The 18,516-nt window shown below is 69.8% G+C and carries 17 protein-coding genes; 9 read left to right on the top strand and 8 right to left on the bottom strand.

The window, feature by feature from the left end; translation table 11 throughout:
- Both ON27_RS02120 and ON27_RS02115 read left to right on the top strand, forming a co-directional pair.
- Positions 1-466 (top strand): SDR family NAD(P)-dependent oxidoreductase (locus ON27_RS02120; protein WP_043718508.1); only part of this gene is annotated, 466 nt, incomplete at its 5' end.
- Between the two features lie 437 nt (positions 467-903).
- On the top strand, positions 904-1,791 hold the full coding sequence (locus ON27_RS02115) for a LysR family transcriptional regulator (RefSeq protein WP_043718476.1): 888 nt from the start codon (positions 904-906) through the stop codon (positions 1,789-1,791).
- A 1-nt stretch (position 1,792) separates the two neighbouring features.
- Here the strand turns inward: ON27_RS02115 and ON27_RS02110 are convergent, their stop codons facing one another.
- Positions 1,793-3,268: an amidase family protein gene (locus tag ON27_RS02110; protein ID WP_083887340.1), complete on the bottom strand. Its 1,476-nt coding sequence runs from the start codon at positions 3,266-3,268 to the stop codon at positions 1,793-1,795.
- A 180-nt stretch (positions 3,269-3,448) separates the two neighbouring features.
- Between ON27_RS02110 and ON27_RS02105 the strand changes: the two genes are divergently transcribed.
- The 3 genes from ON27_RS02105 to ON27_RS02090 all read left to right on the top strand — a co-directional run bounded on the left by ON27_RS02105 (position 3,449) and on the right by ON27_RS02090 (position 9,874).
- Entirely contained in the window at positions 3,449-5,986 is a 2,538-nt protein-coding gene (locus ON27_RS02105; RefSeq protein WP_063711264.1) for a serine/threonine-protein kinase, read from the top strand.
- A 1,357-nt stretch (positions 5,987-7,343) separates the two neighbouring features.
- A complete protein-coding gene (locus ON27_RS02095; protein WP_051046134.1) occupies positions 7,344-9,161 on the top strand; it encodes a serine/threonine-protein kinase in 1,818 nt (605 codons plus the stop codon).
- Positions 9,158-9,874, top strand: coding sequence for a cyclase family protein (locus ON27_RS02090; protein ID WP_083887336.1), 717 nt, complete (start codon positions 9,158-9,160; stop codon positions 9,872-9,874). The genes ON27_RS02095 and ON27_RS02090 overlap by 4 nt, the downstream gene beginning before the upstream one ends.
- Before the next feature lie 4 nt (positions 9,875-9,878).
- Here the strand turns inward: ON27_RS02090 and hpt are convergent, their stop codons facing one another.
- The 4 genes from hpt to dacB all read right to left on the bottom strand — a co-directional run bounded on the left by hpt (position 9,879) and on the right by dacB (position 14,208).
- A complete protein-coding gene (gene hpt / locus ON27_RS02085) occupies positions 9,879-10,433 on the bottom strand; it encodes a hypoxanthine phosphoribosyltransferase (protein ID WP_040864524.1) in 555 nt (184 codons plus the stop codon).
- 54 nt (positions 10,434-10,487) lie between these two features.
- The gene (gene tilS / locus ON27_RS02080; RefSeq protein ID WP_083887335.1) at positions 10,488-11,579 is read right to left on the bottom strand and encodes a tRNA lysidine(34) synthetase TilS; all 1,092 of its coding nucleotides are present in this window, start codon (positions 11,577-11,579) and stop codon (positions 10,488-10,490) included.
- Between the two features lie 66 nt (positions 11,580-11,645).
- Positions 11,646-12,755, bottom strand: a complete 1,110-nt coding sequence (locus tag ON27_RS02075; RefSeq protein WP_083887339.1) for an Rv3626c family coenzyme F420 biosynthesis-associated protein — start codon at positions 12,753-12,755, stop codon at positions 11,646-11,648.
- 13 nt (positions 12,756-12,768) lie between these two features.
- Positions 12,769-14,208, bottom strand: a complete 1,440-nt coding sequence (gene dacB / locus ON27_RS02070) for a D-alanyl-D-alanine carboxypeptidase/D-alanyl-D-alanine endopeptidase (protein ID WP_043718489.1) — start codon at positions 14,206-14,208, stop codon at positions 12,769-12,771.
- 215 nt (positions 14,209-14,423) lie between these two features.
- Here dacB and ON27_RS02065 point away from each other — a divergent pair, with 215 nt between their 5' ends.
- Complete coding sequence (locus ON27_RS02065; protein WP_014348688.1) at positions 14,424-14,915, top strand: inorganic diphosphatase; 492 nt, start codon at positions 14,424-14,426, stop codon at positions 14,913-14,915.
- A 132-nt stretch (positions 14,916-15,047) separates the two neighbouring features.
- Here the strand turns inward: ON27_RS02065 and ON27_RS02060 are convergent, their stop codons facing one another.
- Entirely contained in the window at positions 15,048-15,290 is a 243-nt protein-coding gene (locus ON27_RS02060; protein ID WP_043718472.1) for a hypothetical protein, read from the bottom strand.
- Between the two features lie 188 nt (positions 15,291-15,478).
- Positions 15,479-16,300 (bottom strand): crotonase/enoyl-CoA hydratase family protein, encoded by an 822-nt coding sequence (locus ON27_RS02055; RefSeq protein WP_043718469.1) that lies wholly within the window; start codon positions 16,298-16,300, stop codon positions 15,479-15,481.
- Between the two features lie 192 nt (positions 16,301-16,492).
- Between ON27_RS02055 and ON27_RS02050 the strand changes: the two genes are divergently transcribed.
- The 3 genes from ON27_RS02050 (at position 16,493) to ON27_RS02040 (ending at position 17,974) form a co-directional block, all read left to right on the top strand.
- Positions 16,493-16,813, top strand: coding sequence for a 2-oxo-4-hydroxy-4-carboxy-5-ureidoimidazoline decarboxylase (locus tag ON27_RS02050; RefSeq protein ID WP_043718466.1), 321 nt, complete (start codon positions 16,493-16,495; stop codon positions 16,811-16,813).
- A gap of 54 nt (positions 16,814-16,867) precedes the next feature.
- Positions 16,868-17,344 carry a YbaK/EbsC family protein gene (locus ON27_RS02045; RefSeq protein WP_043718464.1) on the top strand — a complete coding sequence of 159 codons (477 nt, stop codon included), beginning with the start codon at positions 16,868-16,870 and terminating at the stop codon, positions 17,342-17,344.
- Between the two features lie 78 nt (positions 17,345-17,422).
- Positions 17,423-17,974 carry a flavin reductase gene (locus ON27_RS02040; RefSeq protein ID WP_043718462.1) on the top strand — a complete coding sequence of 184 codons (552 nt, stop codon included), beginning with the start codon at positions 17,423-17,425 and terminating at the stop codon, positions 17,972-17,974.
- 10 nt (positions 17,975-17,984) lie between these two features.
- Here the strand turns inward: ON27_RS02040 and ON27_RS02035 are convergent, their stop codons facing one another.
- Positions 17,985-18,278 carry a helix-turn-helix domain-containing protein gene (locus ON27_RS02035; RefSeq protein WP_043718460.1) on the bottom strand — a complete coding sequence of 98 codons (294 nt, stop codon included), beginning with the start codon at positions 18,276-18,278 and terminating at the stop codon, positions 17,985-17,987.
- Positions 18,279-18,516 lie beyond the last annotated feature (238 nt).

Genomic DNA, 18,516 nt, shown 5'->3' with positions numbered 1-18,516 from the left:
GGCGCTGCGCCGGATGCTGGCGCGCGGCAGCGGGCACATCATCAACATCGCCTCACTGGCCGGGGAGACCCACATCCCCGGCCTGGCCACCTACAACGCCAGCAAACACGCGGTGCTCGGGTTCACCGACACGCTGCGGGAGGAGTATCGCGGCACCGGCGTGCGCTTCTCCTCGGTGCTGCCGACGTTGACCAACACCGAGCTCGGGTCCGGCGTCACCCCGCCGAAGCTGCTGCGCCCGGCCGAGCCGGAGGAGATCGCCGACGCCGTCGTCAAGCTGATCGTCGCGCCGAAGTCCAAGGTCAGGGTGACCGCGATGGCCGGGTTCATCTCGCAGTTCGTCGGCCTGCTGCCCGAGGCGCTCGGGGACGGCATCGGCCGGGCGCTCGGGTCCGGGCGCGCGTTCCTCGACGACGTCGACGCCGACAAGCGCAAGGCGTACGAGGAGCGTGCCCGCGGCGTGTGATCGCGGGTGTGGCGCCGGGGCGCCGCGGTCGGGAGTCGTCTCGGCCGCGGCGCCCCGCTGCGTTCTGGAGCACACCGAGCGGGGGTGGCGGGCCGTTCGAAAACGATTGTGTGACGAATATCACGTGCGACATCGGCAACCCCCGGTAGCCGGTCGGCGGCATATTCTCAGCCGATAGCAGGCAACCCCAGCCATGTCCGCAATCCGCTACTCCGCGAAGTGGCCGACTGCCATTGATGCTGGTCAAGTGCCCAAATAAGGAAACGCGACGATAACCCGTCGGCGGGTGCCCAGAATTCGCCAACCGCATCGTGCGCTGCACCAGCACAGGCAATATGCTGTCTCTAACAAACCTGCCGACTGTTTCGGTGCCCGTATCCGAACTTTTCGGCCTGATAAGGCTGGAAATTCCGGACTGATTCTGATAGCAAGGGGCTATGGACCCGCACTTGCGCGACCTGCGGTATTTCGTCGCTGTCGCTGAGGAACTGCACTTCACCAACGCCGCTCAGCGGCTGCACATCGCACAACCCACTCTGTCGCGTCAGATCCGTCAGCTGGAACGTCAGCTCGACGTGGTCCTGTTCGACCGCAACCAGCGCAGTGTCGCGCTGACCGTCGCGGGCAAGGAGCTGCTCGAAGGCGCCCGCAAGATCTTGGAGCTGTGGGAGGTCACCAACGTCTCGCTGCAGGAAGCGGGCGAGGTGCTGCGCGTCGGCATCCAGTCCGCGCTCGGTCGCGGCCTGCTCAGCGATCTGGAGAGCGCCAGCGGGCATCGCCTCGCGCTGCACGCGGCCTCCTGGACCGATCCCTCCAGCGGGCTGGCGGGACGGCAGGCCGATCTCGCCCTCGTCTGGCTCCCCCTGCCCGACCAGAGCCGCTACCGCTGGCAGGTGCTGCGCACCGAGCCGCGCTGGGTGCTGCTTCCGGAGAACCATCCGCTGGCCGTCTCGGAGACCATCGAGTTCGCCGACCTGCTCGACGAGCCGTTCGTGGCGCTGCCCACCGAAGCCGGTGCGGTACGCGACTTCTGGCTCGGCAACGACGGACGCGGCGGCCGTCCGCCGAAGATCGGCGCCGAGGCCGCGACCGCCGAGGACAAGCTGGAAGCCGTGAGTCTCGGGCTGGGCGTGTGCCTGCTGGCCGAGAACAACGTGCCGATGTACCGCTGGCCCGGTCTGACCGCACGGCCCGTGTCGGGTCTCGCGCCGTGCGAACTCGCCGTGGCGTGGCGGGCCGACGACAACCGGCCCACCATCCTCGAGTTCGCCGGTCGGGCCGTCGAAGGCGGTTTCGCCGCGCAGCAGTCGCCGGTCAGCGTCTGAATCAGCGAATCTCGGGCGCGGTGCGCTGCCACGGACAGCGGGTCTCCACCTGAGCGGACAGCCGCAGCAGCGTGGATTCGCTGCCGGGCGGCCCCGCGAACTGGGCGGCCACCGGCGTGCCCGACCGAGGATGCATGCCCATGGGGACGGAAGCGGCGGGCCAGCCCACCAGATTCCACAGCGGGGTGAAGGGTGCCAATCGCGCGCCGGCGAGCAGAGTGGCCGGTCGATCGCGGAAGTGCCAGGCCCGCGCCATCGGCGGCGGGGCGGCGAGCGTGGGAGTGATCACCACGTCGTAACGCTCGAAGAACTCCAGTAGTCGTGCTTCCACCCGGTCGATCTGGGCGGGGTGGTCGAGCCGGAACCGGTGCACCGCCCGGCCGAGGGCCAGGCGACGGCGGGCTCTGCGGGATAGCTGGTCGGGGTCGGGTAGCGCGGGGACATCGCGCGCGCTGAGGGCCAGCCAGCGTAGGAACGCCGCGAATACCGCGTTCCCGTACGGTAGCTCCGTCGATTCGACCAGGTGGCCCGCCCCCGCTGCCACCGAGGCGGCCGCGCGGGCCGCGGCTGTCCAGTGCCGGTCGACGCGCAATAGCGGAGACGGTGGATCCACGGCCAGGCCGATGCGTAGTCGGCCGGGTGGATCCACCTCGGCCAGGTCCGGCCGCGCCGCCAGGACCGATAGCGCCAGCGCGGCGTCGTCCACGCTGGTGGCCAGTACACCGTTCTCCACCAGCCCCGACCAGGCGCCCACGTCGGGAACCGTGTGCTGACCGGGCTTGATGCCGAAGATTCCACAGCAGGCGGCGGCGACCCGCACCGCGCCCAGACCGTCGCAACCGTGCGCCACTGGAACCAGCCCGGCCGCGACCGCCGCTCCGGCCGCGCTGCCCGCGTTCCGTGCGGGGTTCCACGGATTGCGGATGACGCGCTCGGCGCCCGCGCTGGTCGACCACCGGCCCAGTTCGGGGGCCGCGACCTGCCCGAGCACCACCGCGCCCGCGGCACGCAACCTGGCCACCACGGGATGATCCGCGGTGGCCGCCGCACCCGGCGGCGCGGCCTGGCCCGCCATCGGCATTCCGTGCTCGACCGCGACCGGCACACCCGCCATGGGCAGTACGTCGAGGTCGGCGCGCTCCATCAAGCCGACCGAATCGGCCATCGCCTGCTCGGCGCGAAGGACACTGAACGCGTTGTCCTTGCGATCCGCCGCCGCGATCCGCGTCCCGGCGTCCGCCGCTACTTGGCCCGGATGCAGCAGACCGTCGCGCACACACGCGGCGATCGTCGCGGCCGGGCCGCGTTCGAGGCCGGATTCGGCGTCCCACAGGCGCTCCGGCCGCGCGTCGGCCGTGGTCGCTCGTACTCGGGTGAGCATCGGTTCGGTGGTTTTCGCATTCGGAACGGTTGTTCGCGGCGCGGCCTTCGCCGCCGATATCGAGCCGTTCGCCACTACCGCGGCCTCGTCGGACATGTGCTGGTCATCCCCCGTCGCGTCGTTGTCGAAATCGGGTGATCCACTGTCGAGCCGCAAGTTATCATTTCGAATACGGCGCGGGGGATGATGGTGTGGGGTGTGGCGGGAAATTTTCGGCACACCCGACCGACAAACGATGCGGATTCCGCGGCGTCCGCCGAGCCACTAGGTCCGAGCATGAGTGCGAACTCTGAGAGAAGTTCCGGTCCCGACACAGGTGTTTCCACCCGTGCGAGGAGTGGTGAGCTGTCCCGTGCCGAATCCGACGCGGTGGCGGCGTTCTCCGCTGCATGGGAGTCCACCCGGCGCCCGCCCACGATCGCCGAATTCCTGCCCGACGCGACGACCTTGCGCCGCGAGGCCCTGCTGGAGCTGATTCGCGTCGACTTACGCCATCGCTGGCTGCACCGTCCGGGAGCCACGCCGGAACGCGCCGCTCGCATGCGCTTGGCCGATTACTGCGCCGAATTTCCCGAACTCGCGTCCGAGGATATTCCGGCGGGTCTGGTGTACGAGGAGTTCGTCATCCGCCGCCAGAGCGGGGAGCGGGTCGACCCGCGCGAATGCCTGCGCGAATATCCGCGGCAGGCGAAGCAACTGCGCGAATTGCTGAACGCCGACGAGCTCGATCAGAGCACCCGCCGCGCGACCCTGGAGGACTCCACGCGGACCGTCTTCGCGCAGCCCGTTTCCGATCTCGACGACACCGCGTTGAACCGAACCACCGAGTCCGCTCGTGATTCCGAGATGACCACGACGACCGCCGCCGAATCGACGGGCACCGCCACCGCCGTGCCGACGACGATCGGCACCGGGCCGGGCCGCCTCGACCCGCTCGACCGCATCGAGATCGGTCAGCGCATCGACGACTTCGATCTGCTGACCGGTTTGGGCAGCGGTGCGTTCGCCCGCGTCTTCCTGGCCCGGCAGCGCTCGCTGCAACGGCTGGTCGCGGTCAAGATCTCCAGCGACCACGGCACCGAGCCGCAGACGCTGGCCCAGCTCGACCACGACTACATCGTGCGGGTCTTCGACCAGCGGCTGCTCGACGACGCCGAACGCGCCGCGCGCCGGTTGCGGCTGCTTTACATGCAGTTCCTTCCCGGTGGCACGCTGCTGGGCGTGCTGCGCTGGGTGCGCGCCACCCCGCCCGCCGAGCGCAGCGGCCAACTGCTGCTGGACGCCGTGGACGTCGCGATGGAGGAAAAGGGCGAGATCCGGCCGACCGATTCCAGCGTGCGCGCCGAGCTCGCGACGCTGAGCTGGCCGGAGACGGTGGCCTGGCTCGGCCGCAGGTTGGCCGAGGCGCTGGACTACGCCTCTTCGCACGGCGTGCTGCACCGCGACGTGAAACCGGCGAACGTCCTGCTCACCGCCGAGGGCGTACCGAAACTGGCCGACTTCAACATCAGCTTCAGCCGCAACGTGGAAGGCACCAGTCCGGTGGCCTACTTCGGCGGCTCGCTGGCCTATATGTCGCCGGAACAGCTGGAGGCCTGCCACCCGAGCTTCGGCCGCAGCGCCGCCGACCTGGACACCCGCGCCGACATCTACTCTCTCGGCGTGGTGCTGTGGGAACTGCTCACCGGAGCCAAGCCGTTCGACGACAGCACGGCGGGAGCGGGCGAGCACGGCGACGACACCACCCTGGAGGCCATGCTGGAGCGGCGCAGCGCAGGCGTGGACGAGGCCGCGCTGGAGCGGGTCCCGCCCGACTGCCCCGCCGCGCTGTGCCGCGTGCTGCGGACCTGCCTCGAGCCGGAGCGGACCGACCGCTGGTCCAGCGGCGCCATCCTGGCCAGGCAGCTGGAGATGTGCCTGGACGAGCGCGCGCGGGAGCTGGTCGATCCGGCCCCGAACAGCTGGCGCAAGCGGCTGCGCCCGTACATGGTGCCGGTGGCGCTGGTGGCGGTGGCGCTACCGAACGTGCTCGCCTCGCTGTACAACATCCAGCACAACCAACACCTGATCATCAGCCGGATGACCGAGAACGCCCAGCAGACTTTCTTGATCATCACGGGCGCCGTGAACGCGATCTTCTTCCCGGCGGGCATCGCGCTGGTGCTGTACATGGCTAGATACGTGCTGACGGTGCCGCGCGGCCTGCGCAAAGGACGACGATACGACCCGAAGACTTTGCGGCGTGCCAGAAAGGACGCACTCCTGATGGGCGATCGTGCCGTGGCCGTCGCCTTCTCGCTGTGGGTGCTGGCCGGGTTGATCTTCCCGATCGCACTACAGGTGTCGACGGGAGACATATCGGCACCAGCCGTGGTGCACTTCTTCTCCTCACTGGTGGTATGCGGCGCGATCGCGGTCGCCTATCCCTTCTTCCTGCTGACCTTCTACATGGTGCGGTGCATATATCCGCTGTTCCTGCGGCACGGGGACATCAGCCCTGAGGACGCGGTGTGGCTGCGCGGCCTGGACCGTCGCTGTAACGGGTATCTGGCGGTGGCCGCCTCGGTGCCGCTGCTCGCGGTCGCCGGAGTGACCTTCCTGCCCCCGCCCGACATTCCGTCGGTGATCTTCGCGGTCCGGCTGCTGTGCGTGGGCGGCATAATCGCGTTCGTGGGCACCTATCTGCTGTTCCGTGCGCTGGAAGCGGATCTGCGTGCGCTGGAGCGGGTGGTCGATCCCGGAGCCGCCGTCACAGGGCCTGCCGAGGGGCGATCCGCACGCGTGCCGGCGGCCACCGTGGAGACCGGCGCGTGATCTCTTCGCGCGCCGATGCCGTCGTCCGTTTCGCCGACGACTGGCAACACAGCCTGAACAGCGATCGGTTGCCGCCCCAGATCCGCGACTACGTGCCCGATGGCACACAGGTGCGCTTGGCCGTTCTCGTCGACCTGATCCGGGTGGATCTGCGGCGTCGCTGGGAGCGCGAAGGGCTCGGCAAACGGATCGTGGAATACCGCATCGAGTTCCCCGAGGTGGCGAACAGCCCCCAGCTCCTGGATCTGGTGTGCGAAGAATTCCTGGCGCGCCGCGAACGGGGACCGCTGCCGACGGAGGATTTCCTCGCCGAGTACCCGGACCTCGCCGACATCGTTCGCGAACGCCTCGCCGATTTCGCCGCCGAGGATGAGGCGGGCACAGCCGAATCGAGCGACGCCGTGGCCGCGCTCGCCGACCTCGCGCCCGGGCTGCGGATCGATGACTTCGACCTGCTCACCGACCTGGGCGCGGGTCTGCTCGGCCGCGTCTTCCTGGCCAGGCAGCGTTCCATGCAGCGACTGGTCGCCGTCCGGTTCTCGGCGGGACGGGCGGGCGCACCGCACACGATGGCCCAGCTCGACCACGCCCACATCGTGCGCGTCTTCGACCAGCGGGTGCTCAGCTCCGACGCCGCGCGCAGCTCGACCTTCGCCGGTCCGCCGGCGAACGGCAGCCACTCTCCCGCCACCGCAGACGACGCGGAAGCGACCATCACCGCGCCGCGCCCCAAACGCGACATCGCGAGCGCCGAGCCGTTCGAGCCCGACGACACCCCACCACCCAACCGGGCTGCCAACCGCCCAGGGGACGACGCGACCATCGCCACCCCACCCCCGGACCGAACCGCGAACCGCCCGAGCGACGACGCAACCATCGCCACACCACCACCCAAGCGAGACGCCGACGCCGACGCTTCGCCGCCGGGCCGAACGACGAACCGCCCAGGGGACGACGCGACCATCGCCACCCCACCCCCGGACCGAACCGCGAACCGCCCGAGCGACGACGCAACCATTGCTGCCCCATCCCTCCGACCGAACCGCGAACCGCCCGATAGACGACGCAACCATCGCGGCCCCACGACCCGAACGAGACGCCGACGCCGACGCTTCGCCGCTGGACCGAACGACGAACCGCCCGAGCGACGACGCCACTGTCGCGACACCGCCACCCGAGCGAATAACCCACCATCCAGACGACGACGCAACCATCGCCACACCACCGCTCGGACCGAACCGCGAGCCGCCCGACCGACGACGCAACCATCGCCCAGCCCTTACTTCCCGGCCTCGCCGGAGCTTCTGTCGGCCGCCGATCCACCGCGGACGACGCGACGGTCGCGGCGGCGCATACCGTGCCCAGCCGGGTCGGCAGCGACGACACAACCGTGCACCGCACACGCCGACCTGGCCGCGACACCGCGCCCCTTCCCGATCGCGATGCCGGACCGGCGGCGGAATCCGGCGACGCCGCCACGCTCCTCGCCCCTCCGGACGCGACGCTGGTCGACTCGATCGGCCTGGACGTCACCCGCCCAGACCGACCCGATCACGCCGATTCCCCGGCCGCGCCGCCACCGCTCGCCCCGGAGGCCCGGGTGGCCCCGCTGCCGCGCCTGGTCTACATGCAGTACCTTCCCGGAGGCACCGCGGTGGGGGTGCTGGAGCAGCGCCGTCGCGGCCCGGTGTCCGACGGCGGTGCGCTGCTGCTGCGCGCGGTGGACACCGCGATGGAGGCCAAGGGCGAGATCCGGCCGTCGGATTCCAGCGTGCGCGCCGAGATCGCCCGGCTGAGCTGGCCGGAGACCGTGGCGTGGGTGGGCAGGCGGCTGGCCGACGCCCTGGACTACGCCGAGCACCACGGCGTGCTGCACCACGACATCAAACCGGCCAACGTCCTGTTCACCGCGGAAGGCATCCCGAAGCTCGCCGATTTCGCCCTGGGCGAGGCGGCGGCCCGCGTCCCCGCGCCGCGCGATTCCGGTAGCACCGACGCGCTGACCTACCGGTCCCCGGAGCAACTGGCGCACTATCTGGATCCCGGTGCGCCCGCCCCGCGCAACGCCAGCGACATCTACTCCCTCGGGGTGCTGCTGTGGGAGATGCTGACCGGTGTGCGTCCGTTCGCCGACCCGCCGCGCATCGAGGACGGCTCTGTGACCGAGACGTACGCGCGGATGCTCGCGGTCCGCCGTGACGGCGTCTCGACCGCGGCACTGGCGCGCCTGCCCGAAGACACTCCGGCCGCGCTGCGCCGCGTGCTACTGGAGTGCCTGCACGCGGACCCGGAACGCCGCTGGCGCAGCGGCGCCGAACTCGCGGGACAGCTCGATCTGTGCCTCGACACCCGCGCGCGGGACTTGGTGGACCCCCCGCCGGACAGCCTCGCCCACCGGGCCCGCGGCTGGCTGCTGCCGGTCGCCGCGCTGTGCGTCGGCGTCCCCAACGTGCTGGCCAGCTTCTACAACATCCAGTTGAACCAAGCTTTGATCATCGACCGGATGTCGGCGGCGGATCAGGAGAAATTCGCGGCGGTCGGGTTGATCAACAATCTCGTCGCGTTCCCGGTCGCCGCGCTGCTGCTGGTGTTCATGACCCGGCGGCCGCTCACCATCGCGTTCCGCCTCCGCCGCGGCCGCGGATACTCCGCGCGCACGCTGGCGAAAGCGCGCCGGGACACGCTGCTGATGGGCGATTGGGCGGTCTGGATACCCTTCGGCTTCTGGCTGGTCGCGGGCATCGTCTGGCCACTGGGCCTGGCTTCCTCCGGTGTCGACCTACCACGCGGGACCTTCCTGCATTTCTTCGCCGCGCAGGTGGTGTGCGCGGCGATCGCGCTGGCGTATCCGTTCTTCCCGATCATGGTCTACGCGGTGCGCTCGATCTATCCACAGTTGTTGGTGCGCGGTGGCATCGGCCGCGACGACGAAAGGCAACTGCGCGCGCTGGCCAGGCGCGGGAATTTCTATCTCGGTGCCGCGGCGTCGGTTCCGCTGCTGGGCGTGGCGAGCGCGACCTTCGTCAACGCCGCCGACCTGGAGCTGGTGATCGTTCCGGTGCGCGTGCTGAGCGTGGGTGGCATCCTGGCATTCGTGCTGACCTATCGGCTGTTCCGGCTCCTGGAAGCAGATCTGCTCGCGCTGGCCCGAGCGATTCCGCAGCGCAGCCGATGAGCACACCGAACCCGCTGGGGCGGTTGGTGAATCTCTCGCACGTCCACGATCCGGCCAGCACGCCGCTGTACCCGGGCGATCCCGAGTTCCGCACCGACGTCGTGGCCACGATCGCCGACGACGGCTATCACTTGCGCTACATCCAGCAGGGCGAACACACCGGAACCCATTGGGGCGCACCGGTCCATTTCCGCGCCGACGGGCTGGCCGCGGACGAACTGGAGCTGGACGACCTGCTGCTGCCCGCGGTGACCATCGATGTCCGGCAGCACTGCGCTGATGATCGCGACTACGCGATCACGGTCGGCGATCTGCGGCGATGGGAGGCGGAGCACGGCCGGATCCCGGACGGCGCCGCGGTGATCGCCTGGACCGGCTGGGACGCCAAGTGGGGCACCCCGGAGTTCATCGGCACGGGGGAATCGTCCGGCCGCCAGCCGGGTTTCGCGGTGGAGACGGTGGAATGGCTGCTGGGCACCGGCAGGCTCGGGCGCCGAGGCGCGCTCGGCATCGATACGTTCGGCCCGGACGTGGGTACCGACGAGACGTACGCGGTGTCCAAGCTGCTCTACGGCGAGCACCGGATCAGTCTGGAGTGCTTGTCGAACCTGGCCGCGCTACCGGCGACGGGCGCGTGGGTACTGGTGGGCGGACCGCTCTACCGCGGCGGTTCCGGTTCTCCGGCAACGATTTTCGGCGTCCTGCCCGGCTGACGACTCAGCCGCCGTAGACCTTGGGGTCCAGGGTGCCGATATAGGGCAGGTCGCGGTAGCGCTCCGCGTAGTCGAGGCCGTAGCCCACGACGAATTCGTTCGGGATGTCGAAGCCGACGTGCGCGACTTCCACGGGCGTGCGTAGCGCGTCGGGTTTGCGCAGGAGGGTGACCACCTCGAGCGAGGCCGGGTTGCGGGTGGACAGGTTGCGCTTGAGCCACGACAGCGTGAGCCCGGAGTCGATGATGTCCTCGACGATCAGGACGTTGCGGCCCGCGATGTCCTTGTCCAGGTCCTTCATGATGCGCACCACGCCGGAGGAGGAAGTGGACGATCCGTAGGACGAGACGGCCATGAACTCCATCTGGGTCGGGATCGGCAGCGCCTTGGCCAGGTCGGTCATGAAGAAGATGGCGCCCTTGAGCACGCCCACCAGCAGTAGATCGCCCTCCGGAGCGTCGGGGGGATACCGCTTGGCGATGAGTTCGGCCAGCTCCTGGGTCTTCGCGGCGATCTGTTCCTCGGTGATCAGCACCGACGCGATGTCGTCCCCGTACACGTCAGCTGGATTCCCTTCCGTGGTGGTGAGCCCGTCGGGCCGGTTCGGTCTGCGTCATCGCCTCCGATGCCCATCCTCACTCAGCCGCAGTGTCAGCCTGCCATGTTCGCGCCCGGCGACCAACCTGCTATCCGGCCTTCCTCCGCCGACCGCGACACCGCCCTGCCCGCGCCAAGCCGTCACCAGTTCGTCGACTGCCTGTAAATGCTTGGTGGTCAGCGCTTTCGCCCCCTGGTCCAGCAGCCATGCCCGGATTGCCCGTTTTCGCAGGGCCGCGGGCGCAGTGGCGAGGGTCTCGATCACCAGCGCCTGCCCATCACTCGCGGTGTGCCGCAGCTCGGCGGCGAGCGCGTCCAGCACCGCGCCGTCCTCCCGCAGCTGCTCGGCCGTGCGCGCCAGCGCCGGAGCCACCCCGCCGCCGAGGATCTGCTCGAGCAGCGGCAACGCCTCGGTACGCAGCCGGACCCGGGTGAACTCGGGCGCCGCGTTGTGCGGGTCGTCGTGTGGGGAGACGCTCAAGTCGGCGCACATCTGCCGGGTCGTTTCCCGGCGCACGCCGAGCAGCGGCCGCCCCCACGGCTCGGCGCAGGGGGCCATCCCTTGGATCGAGCGGCCACCCGAGCCGCGCGCGAGCCCCAGCAGCACCGTTTCGGCCTGGTCGTCGAGCGTGTGCCCGAGCAGCACCGGCAGGCCGTCGCGCGCCGAATCCAGCGCGGCGTAGCGCGCCCGGCGCGCGGCGGCTTCCACGCCGCCCTCGGTGCCGACCTCGACCGCGAGCACCCGTGCGGACCGACAGCCCAGGGCGAGCGCCTGGGCCGCCGCCTCGGCCGCCACGGCGCCGGAACCGGGTTGCAGCCGGTGATCGACCACCAGTGCGTGGACGGCGTTCGTCTCCGCCACCGACGCGGCCGTGAGGGCCAGCGAATCCGCGCCGCCGGACAGCGCGACCGCGACCACCTGTGGTTCGTTCTCACGCGGCCCGAAATCGGCCAGCCAGTCCCGGACGGCCCTGCGGACAGTGAGCACGGCAGCGGTCTCGGGCAGGCGCCGGACGTCGCCCGCACCGGCCGCCGGCGGCCGCGCGGAATCCGACGACCCGGCCTTCGATGCGAAACGCCCGGGTGTCGTTCCTGGCGAACGCCCCATGGGGCGCAGCCTACCGGCCTGCCTCGCTCGGCAGTCCGCCGCCGGGGCCGAACAGGGCCTGATCGCTCAGGCCAGCACCCGTTCGATCCAGCGTTGCGGCTGCTCGATCTCGTCGGTGCGCGGCAAAGTCTCGGGTTCGGTCCACACCGTGTTGAACCGGGCCGTCCCGACCGTGCCGACCACCTCGTCCACGAACTTCTTCCCGCGCACGTACTGGGCCACCTTGGCATCCACGCCGAGCAGGGCGCGCAGGATGCGCTGCACCGGATTGGTCGGACGCTTGCGCCGCTGGTCGAACGCGGTGCGGATCTGCTCGACCGACGGGACGACCGCGGGGCCGACCGCGTCCATGACGTGATCGGCGTGCCCCTCCAGCAGGGTGCCGAGCATGAGCAGACGGTCCAGCGCCTCGCGCTGCGGCGGCGCCTGGGTGGCGCGCAGCAGCCCGACCACGCCGCGCGCGACCGGGTCGTCGGAGGCGGTGCCGCGGCGACGGTCGCGCACCTCCTCGAGCAGCCGGGTCAGCATGTCGCTCACCGGCTCGTCACCGACCTCGCCGAGCACCTCGACATTGGCGCGCATGTATTCGGTGAGCCAGGGCGCCGAGGAGAACTGCACCCGGTGGGTCACCTCGTGCAGGCAGACCCAGAGCCGGAAATCGCCGGCCGACACTCCGAGCGCGCGCTCGACGGCCACGATGTTCGGGGCGACGAGCAGCAGGGTGCCGTCCGCTCCGGTGAACGGGTCGTATTGGCCGAGGATCGCGGTGGACAGGAAGGCCAGCATCGCGCCCGCCTGCACACCGGCGGGTTTGCCCGCCAGCAGCTTGCGTTCGGCGAGCGCCCCACCGGTTCCGGTGAGCTGGGCCATCGAGTCGGCGGCGGCCTGGATCCACCCCGGCCGGTCGACGATCCTGGCCGCGGGGACCGGCCGGTCGTCCAGCAACCCGCTGACCTCACGAACCGGCGCCTCGGCCCGCACGGAGGAATCCGCGAGTTCGGCCACGACCTGCTCGGCCGAGTAGCGCGACGTGCGCGGACCCGCTGGCGCGAGCGCCGAGCCGGTTCGCGCGGCCAGACGCCAATCGACCACGCCGGACAGACCCGAGCGGGCCTTGCGCCGCTCGGCCACGCCCGCGGAGCCGAACTCGGCTGTGTCGGAACCTTGCTGGGTCATGATCAACCACCCGTCACGTGCATCCACAGTTTCGCAGCGTGCCTGCGATCGCGTCCAACGCGGGCCTGCTCACCTCCGGCGGTCGATCGTTCGACATCAGAGCGAAGGTCAGCACCCGCCCATCGGCGTCCAGCACATACCCGACCAACGCGCTGGACACCGACAGAGTTCCGGTCTTCGCCCGGACCCAGCCCGCGGCCTGGCGGTCGCGGGCGACGTAGCGGCTGGTGAGCGAGCCGGTAGCGCCCGCGACCGGCAGCGCGTCGAGCATCGGAGCCAAGATGGCCGCGGTGCGGTCGTTCTCCGGCTTGGCCTTGGTACCGGCCGGTTGCACCGCCGTGGCGCCGGTGGGCTTGGCCGCGGTCGCCACGACCCGGTCGAGCAATCGGGCGGGAATCCGGTCATCGACCGAAAGCCCGCTGCTGTCGTGCATATCCAGGCCGGCCAGATCGAAACCTGCCGCGCTCAGCGCCGTGCGCACCGCGGCGACCCCGCCGTCGAAGGAGGCCGAGCCGCCGGTCGCGGCGGCCAACTCCCGGCCGATCGCCTCGGCGAGCACGTTGTCGGAATACACCATCATGTCGCGCAGCCGGTCACGCAGCGGCGCCGAGCGGACCGAGGCGATCTCGGCCGCACCCGCGGGCGCGACGCCCGCCCGCACCCGCGCCGGGTCGAGCCCCAATTCGACGGCCAGTCGCCGGCCGGCGTCCAGTGCGGGCGTAGCGGTACGCGGCGAGTACTCGACGAGCGGTTGCAAGCGGCCGCCGTCGAGCATCACCGGCTCGATCGGGGCGATGGAACCCTCGGGGATGTCGATCGGGTCCCAGCCCCGCGCCATGGTGGGTCCGGAGTAGGCGGAGGTGTCGACCACGATCGTGTCCACCTGGCGGCCCGTGGTCCTGATCTGGTCGACCAAGTCGGACAGGCGCGGCCCGTTCGGGTAGTACCCTTTGCCGTCCGGCTGCGCGGTGAGCGTCGGATCGCCGCCACCGACCAGCACCAGTTCGTTCGGCGCCGCACCGGCGACCACCTTCGTCGTCACCCGGTGCTCGGCGGGCAACGTGAGCAGGACTGCCGCCGTGGTGAGGATCTTCGCGGTGGACGACGGGATCATCGGCCGGTTCGCGTCACCGCTCCACAGCACCATCGCGCTGTCGGCGTCGGTCACCTGGCCCGCGAACGCGCCGAGGTCCGGATTGCCGATCACCGGCGCCAGCGCGGCGGCGATCCCGGCGGGACTCGGCGCCGAACCGGCCGACCGGGCCGGAGTGACCCGGGGCGACGGCTCGACCGGCGCGGGCGCGGCGGCGATGGTCAGCCCGCCGTGCCGGAACTCGTCGGTCCACGGGCGCACCGTGACCAGCGCCACCACGGCGACGGCGAGCAGCACGATCAGCGTGGTCGATATCCAGATCCATCTGTTGCGGCGCCGCCGGGCGGCCAGCCCACCGATGTTCTCGTTGCCACCAAACACGTCGCCGCCGCTCTCCTGACCGATTCCCGCAGCAGCCGCCTGCCGCACCCATGTCCCCGCCGCCCACACTATCCTCGTTGCGCAAACGTTCCCCCGAACAACCTGGCGAGTCGGCGCACTCCGCAGCGGCCGAGTCGGCAGTCGCCGAAACAAGCCGAGTCGCAGGCTCGGCACCGATGCACGAAGGAGATGGCGTGGAGTTCGACGTCACGATCGAGATCCCCAAGGGTTCCCGGAACAAGTACGAGGTCGATCACGAGACCGGCCGGGTCCGGCTCGACCGCTTCCTGTACACGTCCATGGTCTACCCCGCCGACTACGGCTACATCGAGAACACCCTCGGCGAGGACGGTGACCCGCTGGACGCGCTGGTCCTGCTGCCCGACTCGGTGTTCCCGGGTGTGATCGTGGAAGCGCGTCCGGTCGCGATGTACAAGATGACCGACGAAGCGGGCGGCGACGACAAGGTCCTGTGCGTGCCCGCCGGCGACCCGCGCTGGGATCACATCCAGGATCTGAAGGACGTCCCGGAGTTCGAACTGGCCGCGATCAAGCACTTCTTCGAGCGCTACAAGGACCTCGAGCCCGGCAAGTACGTCAAGGGCTCGGAGTGGGTCGGTCGCGCCGAGGCCGAGGCCGAGGTGGAGGCGTCCATCCAGCGTCTGAAGGACCAGGGCGGACACTGAAAGCCCGGTGGCACGAGAAAGCGGGGAGTCCGGAACGGATTCCCCGCTTTTGTCGTATGAACTGAAATTCGAACCGCGGCAGGCGAAAAGGGACACCCGGATGCCGGATGCCCCTTCTCTGTGACAGGTGGATCAGTAGTAGATGTAGAGGTCCCAGCCGTTCCAGGTCTCGATGCACTCCCAGTAGTAGCCGCCGGTGCTCGGCGACTCGCCGTCGGCGCGGCAGGCGTACAGCGTGGCGTAAGTGCCGACGTAGGTGCCGCTGTAGGCGACGTCCTGGTAAACCGGCGCGGCCGAGGCCGAAGCGGCCGTCGACACCCCGGCGACGGCAGCGGTGGCCAGCAGACCAGCGGCGAGGAAGGACTTGATACGCATTGGTTTTGCTCCTGAATGCGAGGCGAAATTTCTGACGTCTCAAACGATATGGACGATCGGCGCCTCGCACAGCCACCCCTAGGGTGAGTGCGACGCAACCCTGAGGCGAATCACCTTGCCCACCCTCGATACCCACCCTTGGGGCCGGAGCACGGCGCGCCCACTGCGATATGGACGCGCCGCGGGAGTCACTGGCCGCGGAATTCGGGCGGGCGCTTTTCGAAGACGGCCTTGATCGCCTCGGTGAGATCCTCCGAGGGCAGGAACGCGGCATTCCACGCGGAGACGTAGCGCAGGCCCGCGGCGACCTCGTCCACGCGGCGCTGATCCAGCACGTCCTTGACACCCTGCACCACCAGCGGCGGGTTGGCGGCGATCTCGCGCGCGGTCGCGTGCGCCGCGTCCAGCGCCGCTTCCTGATCCGGGAAGACGTCGTTGACCAGGCCGATCTTCTCCGCGCGGGCGGCGTCGATGTCCTTGGCCGTGTAGGCCAGCTCCCGCAGGTGCCCCTCGCCGATGATGCCGGGCAGCCGGTGCAGCGAGCCGATGTCGGCGACGATCGCGACCTTGGCCTCACGCAAGCTGAACTTGGCGTCCGCGCTGGCGTAGCGGATGTCGACCGCCGCGATCAGATCCAGCCCGCCGCCGATGCACCAGCCCGACACCGCCGCGATCACCGGCTTGCGGCAGTCCGCCACCGCCGTGACCGAAGCCTGCATCTTGCGCAGCTCGGTGAGGAAGTCGGTCCGCGGTGCGGCCAGGGCGCGCTCGGCCATCAGCGGACCGAAGGTGCCGCTCATCGCGGGCAGGTCCAGACCATAGGAGAAGTGCTTGCCGGAACCGGTCAGCACGATCGCGCGCACGTCGGGGTCGGCGTCCAGCGCTCCGAAGACCTCCGGCAGCTCACGCCAGAAGTCGGGACCCATCGCGTTGCCCTTGCCGGGGCCGGTCAGCGTCACCTGCGCGACGTGATCCTTGGTTTCGACGGTGAAAGCCTGCCAATCAGTCATTTGTACAGCGTATCGAGGCGACGCGCGCCCGGTGTCCCGGCCCGGGAGTTCGCGGCGTGCGAGGATTCGCGGTGAAACTCCGCAGCGGGTAAACCCTGTGCAAAAAATGCGGTGGCGAACTGGTTCCCGACTCGCCCGACGGCGGATCATGGTCGAGTCAGCAAACCTCATTCATCGGTTTCGGAGGACACCATGCTGATGCATCGGGGAATAGGTCTGGACCGGTTCAACGAAATGCCGCGCGCCCGCGCGGTGCACGCCCTGTACGCGTGCTGCTGCAACGTCACCTGGGCCACGACATTGAGCGACGCCCGACCATATCCGGATCACGAGGCCCTGCTGACCAAGGCAGATCTCGAATTGCTCGCGCTGTCCCCGCGGGATGTCGACCGCGCCTTCGAAGCGGTTGCGCACGAACAAGTCTCCGCGCGCGACCTGACCGAACTGGCCCGGATCACCCGCGAGCGGATCGCCGGGATGCTCGGCCCCAGCGAAGGCTACCCGGAATACTGAACCGGCCGCGCGACTTGTCCGGCGTACCGTCCGCAATCGCTCTACCCTGGTGAGATGCGCAGGTCGTCATTGCCACCGGTCGCCTGCCGGGTCGCCGACACCCTCATCTCCCGGGGTCATCACGGTCTCATCGTCACCCAGCCGGAACCGACGCGCACCGCGGTGGACGCCGCGCGGGCACTCGGCGTCGACGTGGGGGCGATCACGAAATCGCTGGTCTTCCTACTCGACGACGACCCGGTCCTCCTGCTGGTGTCGGGCGAACACCAGGTCGATCTGGCACGGACCGGTGCGCGCCTGGAAGGGACGTTGACCCGCGCTCCCGCCGATACGGTGCGCGAAGTGACCGGTCAGCCCATCGGCGGCGTCGCGCCGGTCGGCCACCCGACCAACCTGCCCACCTGGGTGGACAACGCGCTGGGGCGCCACCGCGAGATCTGGGCGGCGGGCGGACACCCGAACACCGTCTTCCGCACGTCGTTCCCCGAATTGCTGCGGATCACCGCCGGTCTTCCGATCGACGTGGACTGATCGCGGCGAGGGCCGCGAAACAGTGCCGAACCAACACACCCCTCGCGGGACCGGAAAATCCGGGCGTAGTTTCGTCATGTGACCGACGCACCACGCCCCGAGACGGAACTACGAATTCCCGATGACCTGAGCGGCATCACCGCGGAGCAGTATCGCGCGTCCATGCGCCACTATCCGGCGGGCGTCACCGTCGTCACGCTGCACTCGCCACAGGGGCCGGTCGGCTTCACCGCGACCTCATTCGCCTCGCTCTCACTGGACCCGCCGCTGGTCTCGTTCAACATCGCGCACACCTCCTCCAGCCTGTCCGCCATGCTCGACGCCGAGTCCGTCGTCATCCACTTCCTCGGCGAACACCAGCAGCATCTGGCGCATCGGTTCTCCCGGACCGCCGAGGAGCGCTTCACCGACCGCGCCTTGTGGACCACCCTCGACACCGGCGAACCGGTCCTGCACGGCACCCCGATCTGGATGCGCGCCACCGTGCACCAGCTGATCCCCATCGGCGACCACACCTTCGTCGTCGGCCTGGTCACCCGGGTGCACGACAACACCGACGAGAAGCCCGCCGCCGCACCACTGCTGTATTACAACGGGCGCTACTACCGCCCGACCGCTCTGGGCGACTGAGCCGACGCGGCTACGCCACCTTCGGCCGCACCTGCACGATCAACTCCGCGTCGAGCGCGCGAGCCAAACGCTCCAGCACGGGAAGACTCGGCACCGTCCCACCCGCCTCGAACCTGGCCACCGCGGACTGCGTCATACCCGCGGCCTCGGCCAATACGGTCTGACTCCAGCCCCGCTCCTCGCGCATGCGCCGAATCGTTCGACCCAGTTCATAGGCCAACCGGGCCGCTTCGTAAGCCTCCGCAGCACCGGGTTCCTGCATCCGGCGGTCTCTGATGTCCGCCCACTCACCGCGCTCAGCCATTTACTTCATCCTCCTCGGCCGTGTGCCGCTCTGCGATGCAGAGGTCGAACGCTCGCCGCGCTCGCTCGATCTCGGCATGCTCCCGCATTCTCGTCTTGACGAATACGGTCAGCATCACGATCCGACGCCCGGGCGCAATCCAGTAGGTGAGCCGGGACCGCGAAACTGTCCAAGTAAAACCGCAGTTCCCGCAACTTACCGTCCAACTGTCGGGTATACGGCTCGCCGAGCAGTGGCC

Origin of the sequence: Nocardia asiatica NBRC 100129, from assembly GCF_000308415.1 — a bacterium.
In the GTDB taxonomy this organism is placed as follows: Bacteria; Actinomycetota; Actinomycetes; order Mycobacteriales; family Mycobacteriaceae; genus Nocardia; species Nocardia asiatica.
Note: the sequence above shows the minus strand (reverse complement) of the source record. Positions and strands in the feature narration are given on the sequence as shown.